Origin of the sequence: Amphritea atlantica, assembly GCF_018860855.1 — a bacterium.
Taxonomy (GTDB): domain Bacteria; phylum Pseudomonadota; class Gammaproteobacteria; order Pseudomonadales; family Balneatricaceae; genus Amphritea; species Amphritea atlantica_A.
Genome location: NZ_JAHKQE010000004.1, coordinates 97,739 through 109,709, shown reverse-complemented (window position 1 = coordinate 109,709; position 11,971 = coordinate 97,739). Strand labels below are relative to the sequence as shown.

Sequence of the window (11,971 nt, the reverse complement as noted above, 5' to 3'; positions counted from 1 at the left end):
CTGAGTGCAGCACCGCTTATCCTAAATATGCTATCCAAGCGTAAAAAAGCCTAAGTGTTTTTAACTTCCATTGAGATCTCCAACACATCATGCCGCCAAAACTCCTGATCGAACTCGACGATATTGTCATGCTGGTCATAGCTGGCACGGGTTAGATATAAACAGGGAGCACCGGCCACAACTTGTAACTCTTCAGCCTGAGTGCCATCCAGCGGCGCCGGATACATATTAATAACAGTACGGCTAATCTCAATGCCATACTGTTCTTTCAATGTTTCCGTCAGAGAGCATTCGAGTGGCAAATCGAGTAGGCCAGGACAGAGTACAGGGTTAACATTGATATGCTCAACTAGCACCGCCCTACCATCAATCAGCCTGCGACGACGCAATAGATAAACTGGGTCACCCAGCGTAATTCCCATGGTGCGGTTAACCCAATCTGATGCGGCCATTTCCGTTTTCGACAGGATGACCGTTTCAGGCACACGCCCTTGCGCACGCACGTTATCCATAAAACTGATGCTTTGGGTTGGGTCGTAAAAAAGCCTCGGGGGTGACACATACCAGCCACGGCGAATGAGTCGGTAAATAAGCCCTTCAGACTCCAACTGCATGAGTGCTTGGCGTACCGTTACCCGGTTAATATCATAGGCATCCTTCAAATCGCGTTCTGAGGGAAGTTTACTATGGGGTAGAAGCGATCCATCTTCTATTTTTTTTGCGAGGCTATCACGTAATCGAAGGTAGTACGGAATATGCAGGTATTTCATTTAGTACATACCAGATAATCAAGTTTTTATTCCCACAAATTATACGTAAAGATATCCCTACAATCAATGATCTACTTATTCGTATTTCATATAAAATCTCGTATTATCAATAAATTACATTATTTTTAATACCAACTATAAAACTATAAATATAGATAATAGACCTATTCACACTCTTGCTTTAAAATCTGGTATAGACCATAATTTATGCAATTAAAATAACCATTACGTATACTTAAACGGAGTATTTAATATCACTATTCCGCAAAAAATATCACTAATTAATGAGTGTTTATTATGAGTATTTTGGCAGCAATTCTGCTGACAATTTCCGCCCTTTTTCACGCCAGCTGGAATCTTTTAGGCAAAAAGGTCCACCCCTCTCCAGCCTTTTTCCTAGTCGCCAATATCATAGCCTGTCTATGTCTTTTACCTGCGGTCTTCATCAATTTAAGTTCTTTATTATCAATCCCTTATACCGTTTGGGGACTGGTATTCATAACCGGTTTTTTTCAAGCAATATATATGTTTGGCTTAGCTGGCGCCTATAAGCATGGCGCAATTTCCGTTGCCTATCCATTACTTAGAGCCTCGCCGGTGCTGTTTATCGCCCTATTAACCTCTCTTTTAGGTCAAGGGGCCGCTTTGACAATACCCGGCATTATCGGCGTGGTACTGGTATCTATCGGCTGTCTGTTAATTCCAATGCCTTCTCTGCGAGGTATTCGGCTATCTGAGTTTCTCAATCTATCCTGTCTTTTTGCACTGATCGGCGCCATCGGTACTGTCGGTTATACACTGGTTGACGATAAAGCCTTAACCATTCTTAGAAACATGGAAGTACTGCAATTGACGGTCATTGAGGTCAGCCTACTGTATCTTTTTTTAGAGAGTTTAAGCTGTTCATTATGGTTGGCACTGATCTCTATTCCGCAACAGAAAAACCGCAGTGACCTTGTAGAAATCACCCATAAGCATCTATCCACCGCCGCCTTAACGGGATTTTCAATGACAATCACCTACGCGATTGTATTGATCAGTATGGCGTACGTTGAGAATGTCAGTTACGTCGTGGTATTTCGTCAACTGAGCATTCCTATAGCGGTTGTTATGGGTATAGTTTTACTCAAGGAGAACGGCAATATCCCAAAATTCGTGGGCACTATAAGCACTTTTTTAGGCATCATAATTATTAGCATAGGGTAACGTATGAATAATGTAGCCATCATTACCGGAGGCGGATCAGGCATTGGTAGAGCCTGCGCCCTTTCACTCGCAGCCAGAGGTCTTAATGTGATTGTCGTCGGACGGCGTTTAATAACACTGCAAGACACAGCCGCAAATTATCCAGAGAACATTACCACCGTACAAGCCGACATCTGTACCGAAGAGGGTCGTCAGTCTATCGTCGATACAGTAAAAGGTCGCTCTATTAGCGTTTTAATTCATGCAGCAGGTGTGTTTACAATTGCCAGTCTTGCACAACTGACGCCAACGCTATGGGAACAAAGCCTCTCAACAAATCTCTCTGCTAGACTTTTCCTCACTCAAAACCTGCTTGAAAACTTAACCAACGGTCGAATACTTTTCATTGGATCACGTTCGGCCTTCACCCCACGGCAAGGGGCAACCGCTTATTGTGTTAGCCAAGCGGCCAGTTTGATGCTGAAAAACTGCCTCAATTTAGAACTCGCTCAGGCAAACATTTCAGTCGGCAGTTTAATACCCGGCCCCGTCGATACCCAAATCATGCACCAAGGGATCGAGGCTGATCAGGCGATATACCCCGATGCGCTGCAGCAACGAACGGAACAACTAATTGCGCCAGAAACGGTCGGGGAGTTCTCCGCTTGGCTGCTCTTAGAAAGGTCATCTAAACAGTTTTCTGATTCTCAATGGGACATACGTGATACTAAACATCATCATTATTGGTTAAAAGAACGTAGCCTATATGAGTCTCCTGTTGAAAATCAGGACATCATTAGCGCTAAGTGAAATGGTAGAGGTCTAATAATGTCGCACACCCTTGGGATGGTCAAATATCATCAAAAAGGTATCTATGTCTAAACAATATGACTGTTTACAGTAAAGCTTAAGAGTGAGTCCTCAACCTTAGTACTCACAAAGATTTCAATATTCCCAAACCGCGATAGCACTTGGTCTTTGTCGATCGATGGATTTCAACCGCTTGAAAAAGTCAGTGATAGTTGAGCACCAAAAGTTAAAGAATCCAACGGGGTTCACTGCCTACATAATGACCTCTCTGAATGCAGACGGACTTATTGGTGAGCTCCCTAGCAAATACAGTTACCACACCTCATTATCGACCATTGATGTCACAAAGCTAACACTGCCGACGTTAGTAAAACTCGCTTTCACCGGCGTACCCGCAGGCAGCTCAAGTAAACCACACCAACTACCTGTTGCAATCAGGTCTCCTGCTGCCAAAGGCCAGCCTTGTTGCATAGCATGCTCGGCTAACCACGGCAGGGATGCCAATAAATCGGGAATTTGTGGTACGAATTGACGCTGGCTAAGATCGACATCACCGGCACTAATCACCAGCCGATTATCGGGTTGCCAACCGGACACGCTTTCGCCAAGAATTAACGCACCATGCATCTGTAGATCGGCCAATAAAAAGCGCTCTGGAAGGTACTGCCAATCTACACCACGTACATCAAAGATCTCAATCGCAGCATAGGTTGCCGCGATGGCACCGGCCAACTCATCACAAGACATATTCGCCGTAATCGGTTGTTTTAACTCACACACAAGTTCCACTTCAATGCCACATAAGGTGGCGGGACGGTAATCATCAACCGCAGAAACATCCTGTGTGAATAATCGAGCATCCGGCACAGGCGCAACTTTCGGCGGCGATCCGGTCGCCAGCTTCCAAGCCGTTGGTCGACCATTGGGCCACCACCCTAATCGATTACCCAGTTTACGCTGCATATCATAAGCCTGCTCATCGGTTAGAGGAGACAACAGACAAGCCTCTTTGTATGGAATCGGTCGACCTGTTTGCCAAGCATCCGCCAAACGATCAAGCAGTTGAGACTCTAAAGGGAAACTTATCCGATCCATGAGACACCACCTTCAGGTCTAGGCTTAGGTCTCGCCGGTGTCGGCAACTGACAAGGCAAAAACTCTCCCATCCCCTCTTTACCCAAATACTGGCCATCTTGCCAAACCCTTTGGCCACGACACAGCGTGATAGCGGGCCAAGCATTAACCGGGATACCTTCATAGGGCGTGTAATCCACCTCATGGTGAAGTGCTGCGTTACGAATTTTCCGTTGTATACCCGTATCCCAAATCACCAGATCAGCATCCGATCCTATGGCGATAGAGCCCTTACGAGGATAGAGCCCATACATCTTCGCCACGTTAGTCGCCGTTAACGCAACAAACTGTTCGATGCTCAAGCGACCTGTTTCTACGCCGTGACTAAACAATAGTGCAAGGCGTGTTTCAAGCCCTGGAATACCATTCGGGATTTTATCGAAACTCGCATCCTCACCCGCCGAGAACTTACCATCGGGCCCCGCAAACTTAAACGGCGCATGATCAGAGGAAAACACTTGAAATACTCCATTTTCAAGTCCGCTCCAAATAACTTCTTGATTAGCCTTATCACGAGGCGGAGGACTACAAATACATTTAGCCCCTTCTTGCTCGTCCTCGTGGGCCAAGTCGTCAGCGGTCAAAAACAGATATTGCGGACAGGTTTCTGCATATACACGTAAGCCATGAGAGTGAGCCCAACGTAATTGTTCCACTGCTTCTCGAGCTGACACATGCACAATTAAAATGGGTACGTCCACCAGCTCGGCATAGGCGATGGCACGATGGGTCGCTTCTCGTTCTGCCAACATGGGATGAGCATCAGCATGATACTTAGGCCCACTGTGGCCATTCGCTAGCAAGCGTTCAGTCAACCAAGCGATACAATCGGCATTTTCCGCATGCACCATCACCATCGCGCCATGAGCGCGAGCAACCGCTAAGACATCAATCACTTCGCGATCTGCCAATTTAAGATCATCATAGGTCATATAGATTTTAAAGGATGTGTAACCCTCACTAATCAACTCGGGGAGTTCTCGCTTCAGCACATCTTCCGTGGCATCCGTCACGATCAAATGAAAAGCATAATCGATACAGGCTTTATTACCCGCACGCTGATGATAATCATCAACCGCAGCGCGTAAACTTTGGCCTTTTATTTGGCACGCAAAGGGAATAATCGTGGTGGTTCCGCCGCAAGCAGCAGAGCGAGTGCCACTAACAAAGTCATCCGCCATTCGTGAATCATCGCTCGTGGGTTGATCCAGATGACAATGCCCATCAATTCCACCCGGCAACACCCAGCGACCCGCAGCATCAATCTCTTCCTTACCCTTACCGAGCGCTTCGCCTAGAGAAACAATACGCCCATCACGAATCGCAATATCGGCGCAGAAAGTATCTGCGGCAGTTGCACAACGAGCGTTGCGAATAACGAGATCAAACTCAGACATAGATTACAACTCCTACCATTAAGCAACATCGAGCCACAACAAGGGCCTTACATCTCAACGGTTTTTATATGACACACAACTTATGTGTTTAGTACTAACAAGCTCAGCGACATAAATAGAGAACAGCACCGTACAGGCGGCAAGAACACGCCAAAGCGATGGCTGATAACCATCATGCTTAAATGCTTTTCGGCATACGAATGTCTTTATGTGAAGTTGGGCCTGATAGGCTATTCGGACGTTAGTTCGCGTCCGATTAATGCAGACAGTGCAGGTGATAACCCTTGGCAAAGCTTACTCGGCGGCTGAGCATAACTACCGCTGCTCGCTTTACGTGCTGCCAACATCGCCAATAGCTCCGCCTGTTTAACGGCGCAACTCACCCCATCGACAATCGGTACGCTGATTTGATCAACAACATTGCGCGCTAAACCGGCTAAAGGTGCGCCAGCAATAATAAGAACATCGGCACGATCTTCTTTAACAGCCTGATGGCACAGTTGAATTAAACGCTCTTCTTGATCTTGCTGCACCGTGGCGATATCTGATAGAGACTCATCTAAACAACGAATGGTACATAGACGACTGCCCATACCGTACTGAACAACGGTTTCTTCATACCAAGCCTTAATACGCTGCGAAATGGCGATAATGCCAATACGTCCACCCAATTGGGCGGCACTCATCAAAGAGCTTTCAGTGAGACCAACCACGGGAATCGGTAACATCTCTCGTGCAGCCGCTAATCCTGGATCACCAAAAGCGGCAACAATCGCAGCATCATGACCTTCATAATGCTCAGCTAATTGATTCAACGTGGCATAAGCACCAACGGCTGCTTCAGCTCGAGTTTCGATATAAGCCACACCTAACTCTGCGGTTTTGACGGTCAACTCAGTGGTGGCAAGCGCCGCTCGACGTGCTTCAGCCTCGATCAATTCGGTCACACTGATGGAGATGTTCGGGTTAACAATTAAAATACGCATGCTTCTATCCTTTAAATTTGAGCCTTCGCTCTTGCCCATAGGTTCTCAGCCGCTCGCTGCGCTTGATCAAGCAGGTCGTCTTGGTCAGCCAAACAAAGCTCACCATTCTTCACCACTATCTCGCCTTGGCAGATCACCATGTCGACATCTCTACCCTGAGCGGTATGTACCAAGTTACCTAAGGCATCGATCAGAGGCACCAAGTGAGGTCGTTGGAAATTAAACACCACTAAATCAGCTAGTTTACCTTCACTGATAGACCCCAGCGTATCCTCTAAACCGAGGGCCCGCGCACCACCCATCGTTGCCATTTCCAGCACATGGTGAGGCTGCCAGTTATCAGTGATCGCACTTTCTTGCACTCGTCCCATGATTAATGCCCAGCGCATCACTTCAACCATATCGCCATGCATATTGTCTGTCGCCAATGCGAGGTTAGCCCCTGCCGCCCTTAACTGAGTGGTGGGTGCTATTCGCCCCCCTGTCGCATTGCCCCGTGGCACATGGGCAACACTGGTTCGACTACGGCCTATTTTCTCGATATCACTGTCAGTAACATACATACAGTGAGCCGCCGTAAACTGAGAACCCAGCAAGCCAACATCATCAAGTAGCTCTGTCGGCGTCATCCCCTCACGCTCAGCAATACGCTGGTTTTCTTTCACGCTTTGAGAAAGGTGCCCATTAACACGAATACCGTGACGATCACGCACATTGACAACTTGCTCAAGCAAGGCGCGTGAACAGGTGTCTGGTGCATGCGCCGCGAGTTCGGTGCCGAGTCGGCCATCCATTTTCCCGTGCCATCGGTCATGCAGCGCAAGTGCCTCTTCAAGCCGGCGCTCACCAATAGCAATGTCATGCTGCCAAATGCCCTGATGCACTCGGGTAAAATCAACATCGTGTATTCGCCCACAGGTGATGACGCGCATGCCTAACTCACCCATCGCAGGCAAAGTAAGATCGGCATGTACAAAGCTATCGTTGATCAGTGTTGAGCCAAATAACAAGGCTTCGGCTGCACCTAACCGCGCTAATGCAACCGCCTCCTCTTCTGAGACATCATGCCCATGAGGGACTCCAGGCGTATAAGCCGGCGCAAACCCCATATCTTCTGCGACGCCACGTACCATCGTCAAAATGGTATGAGTATGAACATTAATAAAACCCGGTGTGATCACCCGGCCAGATAGATCCAAGGTCTGCTTAGCCTTCGGAAGCGGTATCTGCGAATCATAATGGCTGACGTTCAGAATGCGGCCCTTATCGATAATCAACAGCGCATTAGGAATTTCCCCGAGTAACGGATCAACCGTGAGTACTCGAGCACCATAAATGACTAAATCAAACGACGCATCTGTATTGGTAGTATTCATAAATTTAGACTCAATATCCCATCAAACGCGGTAACCCAGTGACGATCGACGGGAATACGATACACAACGCCAACAACAAAAATTGGCAGGCGACAAACGGCAGAGACTCTTTAACTAACTGCGCCATCGGTACTTTAGTAATACCGCACATGACGAAATACAGCACACCAACGGGGGGCGTCATCATGCCGACAACCAAGTTGTACATAAACAGAAAACCAAAGTAGAGAGGGTCGATCCCATACGTCAGCGCCACAGGCGCAAACAAAGGCACCAGCATGATATAAGCAGCATTAGATTCAATCAGCATACCCACGACAATCAACAAGGCCATCGTCAGCAGAATAAAGGTCATTGGGTCCGCGGTGAGTGATTGAATGAACTGCGACAACATCACTGGCACCATCTCAATGGTGAAAATAAATGTCATAACCGAGGCAAAAGCGATTAACGCTCCGACCATAGAAGAGGTCACTGCGGCCTTAAAGAAACAGGCGGGTAGATCGGCTATTTTTAGCTGCCGAGTCACAAAAAAACCAATAAAAGCAGAATACACAACCGCAATGGCGGCCCCTTCTGTTGCGGTGAAAACACCACCCACAATGCCGCCAACAACGATCACGGGCATTAAGATAATGACAATAGCTTGACGTGCCTGCTGCAAAACATTGCGAAGATTAAACTTCTTGCCAGTCAGTGGGTAACCACGCCGCCAAGAGATCCAACTGGCGATCCCCATAAAACTAATCGCCAGCAAAATACCGGGTACAATACCAGACAGGAACAAGCCTCCAACGGATACCGAAGACCCTGCCATCAAGGCATAAACAATCATGGCATTACTCGGAGGAATCACCGGCCCTAGATTTGCTGCAGCTGTAATCACGGCACTAGAATAGGCATCTGGATAATATTTACGCATCGATGGCACCAGCGTACTCCCCATCGCGCTAGCGCTGGCGACAGCAGCGCCACTGACTGAGGCAAAAATAGTACCTGACGTAATAGTGACATGCGCCAAGCCTCCATGAACTCGACCTACCATACTGTTAGCAAAAGAGATCAATCGATCCATGATACCGGCACGGACCATCAACTCCCCTGCCAGCATAAATAAAGGTATTGCCATTAACGGAAAACTATTAACCGCATGCATCATTCGTTGCGGTAAAACCACCCAATCAAAGTCGAGTAACCAAATTCCTGCTAGCGCACCCACACCGATCGAAAAAGCTAACGGCATACCCAATAAGGCCAGACCGAGAAAGAGTCCAATAGCAATCCAAGTCATGATTGCTTCTCCCAAATTTTAGAACCACCCCACGCTAAAACAGCGAGGTGTAGAATAGAATGGACAGCACAAACAAGCAGCGCTATGTAATAAACGGCTGAAGTTATAGGCAAGGTGGGCATCAGCTCCGGCCAACGATCGATAGTGGCCTGCCAAGACCCCATCATGATCATAACCATCAAGAACATAGACACTAACGCCATCACTCTAAGTAACGTCTCTTCAATGCCTGCGGGCAGCTTGTGAACAAGTAAATCGATGCCTACATGCGCCCCATGTCGAATCCCATGGGGAATGGCTAGAAAGATTGTCCATACGAAGCACAATCTCGCCAGCTCATCGGCAGAATCAATCGATGCCCCGAACAGGTAACGCAGAACAACTTGGACAGAAACGATGATAACCATCATCCCCATCACTAACGTTATTCCCCAATAGCTACCTATATCCAACCACCGTAAAAGATGGATAACCTTAGCAAGACATACCTGAGACAGAGTGAATGGCACCTCGTTTTCAGGACCATCAGTACGGTGATTAGTTTGAGGGCTCATATAATTACTCAGTCTCACTAACTGCTTTTAATACCGCATCAACAAATTCAGGATTCACTCGTTGTTTAATGGTATCGCTGACAGAGAGAGTCGCTTGACGTAGCTCGGCTCTTAATTCATTACTGATGGGAGTGTAAATCATGCCATCATCAACTAAACGTTGACGCCAGCTCTCTTCTTCTTCCGCGGCGATTTTACGCTGCCACATCAATGCTTTTTTGGTCGCTTCAGCCACGATGGCTTGATTCTCATCGCTGAGCTTTTCAAACTTACGCTTATTTGCTGCGACATTGATGAAGTCATAAAAATGGCCGGTGTTAGAGAGATACTTCTGTACTTCATTAAAGCGACGGCTCGAAATAATGTTATATGGGTTTTCTTGAGCATCCATTACCCCTTGCTGTAAAGCAGAGTAAAGCTCTGATACATCCATCGAAACCGGATTCGCACCTAGCGCTCTGAATGTTTGCAGATGAACTTCATTAGGCTGCAAACGAATACGCAGACCCTTAAAGTCTTCTACGGATTTAAGAGGCCGAAGGCTATTCGTAACATGACGGAAACCAAGCTCACCATAACCTAGGTTTTTATATCCCTGGGAGGCCATCTTGCTATCGAGTTGCTGACCTAAAGGACCGTCCATCACCTGAAATGCTTGATCACGATTATTAAACAAGAATGGCAAACTGACGGCTTCGTACTCAGGCACAGAACGCGAGAAGTAAGCAATCGAAGTAAACACAGCAAAAATACTGCCCGAACGAACCTGATCTACGTTCTCCGTCGCGCCACCGAGCTGCATGGCTGGAAACAGGTCGACTTGAATCTCGCCACCAGAAGCACTTTCCACTTCTGTTTTAAATACCTCCATTGCCCGCGAAACAGAATGATCGGCAGGAAAATTACCTGCCACACGTAGTCGCTCTGTACTACTAGCATAAGAGGAGAAAAGAACGCCTCCCACTAGCACTGCTACAGCCTTAAGGGTGCTAATTTTAGTCATCGAAGAAAATCTCCTAGTTGTCTTAGGTAATGAATAAAACTGAAAAACGCTTCAGATATCCGCTATCTCATAACAGCAAGCTGTATGCCAACCTTATTAGAACAAGCCATATTAAAAATTAACCCATTGAAATAAATAGCAATATATAGTTTTAAATATTGTTGTATAAATTGTTCGCAATCTTAAACACAATAAAAGAAACACATTTAGCGCGCAAAATTAGTGCACCATAATACTTTATGCATTGCATTAGTGCGTGTTTTATCTAACTAAAACTGGCATCAACCAGTAGCTGATGACTCTGATCTTGTGACATAATTAAACGCTGGAGAAACAAGGGAAGGCTTGGAGTGGATAATTCGTCAATGGTAAAACCCAGCATTGAGCAGATTGCGGATCGCATTACCGATGCAATCATGGAGCACAGACTACCACCCGGTAGTAAACTTGCCGAAGATAAACTTGCCGGTGCATTTAATGTTAGTCGAACCAAAATTCGCCAAGCGTTTATTCTGCTCGCCAACGAAGGCCTAGTAACGCTTCACCCCAATCGCGGCGCTTTTGTCACTAGCCCAACGACAGAGCAAACGAGGGACATATTCAAAACTCGGCGCCTAATCGAACCTGAAATCATTAGAGATGTGATTGCCAGAGCATCTTCACAAGATATTGCACGCCTACGTAAACATTTAGAAGAAGAGGCTAAAGCAAGACGCACTGACGATCGACGACGTGTGATCCGGCTATCGGGCGAATTTCATTTATTACTTGCGGAACTCGCTGGCAACCAAGTCATCAATAAGCTAATGACCGAGCTATGCCCACTAACCTGCTTAATCATTGCTCTTTATGACGGCCCCAAAATACCCGCCTGTCCTGAAGATGAACACACACAAATTATCGATGCGATTGAAGCCAATGATTCAGCGACAGCAATCAAGCTGATGAAGCGCCACTTATCCCACATAGAAAACGAGCTCAACATTGATGCCTATGAAGAGAGAGATATTCACTGGGAATCGATTTACAGCTAATACTTTGCCTTAGATCGATGTGGCCCGAACACAACAGAGAATCGGTGTTCTGGCATCAAATACACTAAAGAGAAAAAACCCGACCATCATAAAATGATGGTCGGATGAGAAAACTAACCGTTATCAAACATACCGCTATAGAACTCACAATCGAGGATAATATCTTATTCAATGCAAATAGGAGGCGTTGCTACACCTCTGACGCCTTTATTGTTTTGCTGCGACAACTGATCTGTACGATTTTTTGTGCAGGTTTAAATGCCGGATTATTTGGATTGAGTGTGTCTGAACGCTGATCCTTTCGGCTGAAATCTGTGAATTAAGCAACACCTAGATACTTATTCGCGAGTTCGCTAGGTTCCGACAAATGGGGATAAAACCGTCACCTATGCACCCAATCAAGAATAGCGAATTTAGTCCCTGTTTATTTA

At 46.6% G+C, this 11,971-nt stretch carries 11 protein-coding genes; 3 read left to right on the top strand and 8 right to left on the bottom strand.

What is annotated here, in order from left to right:
- Window positions 1–50: 50 nt before the first annotated feature.
- Window positions 51–770, bottom strand: coding sequence for a UTRA domain-containing protein (locus tag KO512_RS01440; RefSeq protein WP_215950551.1), 720 nt, complete (start codon window positions 768–770; stop codon window positions 51–53).
- Between the two features lie 297 nt (window positions 771–1,067).
- Here KO512_RS01440 and KO512_RS01435 point away from each other — a divergent pair, with 297 nt between their 5' ends.
- Together KO512_RS01435 and KO512_RS01430 are read left to right on the top strand one after the other, a co-directional pair.
- Complete coding sequence (locus KO512_RS01435) at window positions 1,068–1,976, top strand: EamA family transporter (protein ID WP_215950550.1); 909 nt, start codon at window positions 1,068–1,070, stop codon at window positions 1,974–1,976.
- Between the two features lie 3 nt (window positions 1,977–1,979).
- Window positions 1,980–2,765 carry an SDR family oxidoreductase gene (locus KO512_RS01430; RefSeq protein ID WP_215950549.1) on the top strand — a complete coding sequence of 262 codons (786 nt, stop codon included), beginning with the start codon at window positions 1,980–1,982 and terminating at the stop codon, window positions 2,763–2,765.
- Window positions 2,766–3,077: 312 nt separating this feature from the next.
- Here KO512_RS01430 and KO512_RS01425 read toward each other — a convergent pair whose 3' ends face one another.
- The 7 genes from KO512_RS01425 to KO512_RS01395 all read right to left on the bottom strand — a co-directional run bounded on the left by KO512_RS01425 (window position 3,078) and on the right by KO512_RS01395 (window position 10,506).
- Window positions 3,078–3,860: a hypothetical protein gene (locus KO512_RS01425; protein ID WP_215950548.1), complete on the bottom strand. Its 783-nt coding sequence runs from the start codon at window positions 3,858–3,860 to the stop codon at window positions 3,078–3,080.
- On the bottom strand, window positions 3,848–5,296 hold the full coding sequence (gene hydA / locus KO512_RS01420; RefSeq protein ID WP_215950547.1) for a dihydropyrimidinase: 1,449 nt from the start codon (window positions 5,294–5,296) through the stop codon (window positions 3,848–3,850). Before hydA ends, KO512_RS01425 begins: the two co-directional genes overlap by 13 nt.
- 230 nt (window positions 5,297–5,526) lie before the next feature.
- Window positions 5,527–6,282, bottom strand: coding sequence for an aspartate/glutamate racemase family protein (locus KO512_RS01415; protein ID WP_215950546.1), 756 nt, complete (start codon window positions 6,280–6,282; stop codon window positions 5,527–5,529).
- 11 nt (window positions 6,283–6,293) lie between these two features.
- Window positions 6,294–7,658: an amidohydrolase family protein gene (locus KO512_RS01410; protein ID WP_215950545.1), complete on the bottom strand. Its 1,365-nt coding sequence runs from the start codon at window positions 7,656–7,658 to the stop codon at window positions 6,294–6,296.
- Window positions 7,659–7,668: 10 nt separating this feature from the next.
- Window positions 7,669–8,949: a TRAP transporter large permease gene (locus KO512_RS01405; RefSeq protein WP_215950544.1), complete on the bottom strand. Its 1,281-nt coding sequence runs from the start codon at window positions 8,947–8,949 to the stop codon at window positions 7,669–7,671.
- Window positions 8,946–9,302 (bottom strand): TRAP transporter small permease, encoded by a 357-nt coding sequence (locus KO512_RS20580; RefSeq protein WP_436792257.1) that lies wholly within the window; start codon window positions 9,300–9,302, stop codon window positions 8,946–8,948. The genes KO512_RS01405 and KO512_RS20580 overlap by 4 nt, the downstream gene beginning before the upstream one ends.
- 205 nt (window positions 9,303–9,507) lie before the next feature.
- Window positions 9,508–10,506, bottom strand: coding sequence for a TRAP transporter substrate-binding protein (locus KO512_RS01395; protein ID WP_215950542.1), 999 nt, complete (start codon window positions 10,504–10,506; stop codon window positions 9,508–9,510).
- Window positions 10,507–10,856: 350 nt separating this feature from the next.
- Here KO512_RS01395 and KO512_RS01390 point away from each other — a divergent pair, with 350 nt between their 5' ends.
- Complete coding sequence (locus KO512_RS01390) at window positions 10,857–11,540, top strand: GntR family transcriptional regulator (RefSeq protein ID WP_215950541.1); 684 nt, start codon at window positions 10,857–10,859, stop codon at window positions 11,538–11,540.
- Window positions 11,541–11,971: the final 431 nt, after the last annotated feature.

Bases quoted from the DNA above. Each gene is read 5' to 3' on its own strand.
- KO512_RS01440 (WP_215950551.1), bottom strand. From the start codon at position 770: ATGAAATACCTGCATATTCCGTACTACCTTCGATTACGTGATAGCCTC.
- KO512_RS01435 (WP_215950550.1), top strand. From the start codon at position 1,068: ATGAGTATTTTGGCAGCAATTCTGCTGACAATTTCCGCCCTTTTTCAC.
- KO512_RS01430 (WP_215950549.1), top strand. From the start codon at position 1,980: ATGAATAATGTAGCCATCATTACCGGAGGCGGATCAGGCATTGGTAGA.
- KO512_RS01425 (WP_215950548.1), bottom strand. From the start codon at position 3,860: ATGGATCGGATAAGTTTCCCTTTAGAGTCTCAACTGCTTGATCGTTTG.
- hydA (WP_215950547.1), bottom strand. From the start codon at position 5,296: ATGTCTGAGTTTGATCTCGTTATTCGCAACGCTCGTTGTGCAACTGCC.
- KO512_RS01415 (WP_215950546.1), bottom strand. From the start codon at position 6,282: ATGCGTATTTTAATTGTTAACCCGAACATCTCCATCAGTGTGACCGAA.
- KO512_RS01410 (WP_215950545.1), bottom strand. From the start codon at position 7,658: ATGAATACTACCAATACAGATGCGTCGTTTGATTTAGTCATTTATGGT.
- KO512_RS01405 (WP_215950544.1), bottom strand. From the start codon at position 8,949: ATGACTTGGATTGCTATTGGACTCTTTCTCGGTCTGGCCTTATTGGGT.
- KO512_RS01395 (WP_215950542.1), bottom strand. From the start codon at position 10,506: ATGACTAAAATTAGCACCCTTAAGGCTGTAGCAGTGCTAGTGGGAGGC.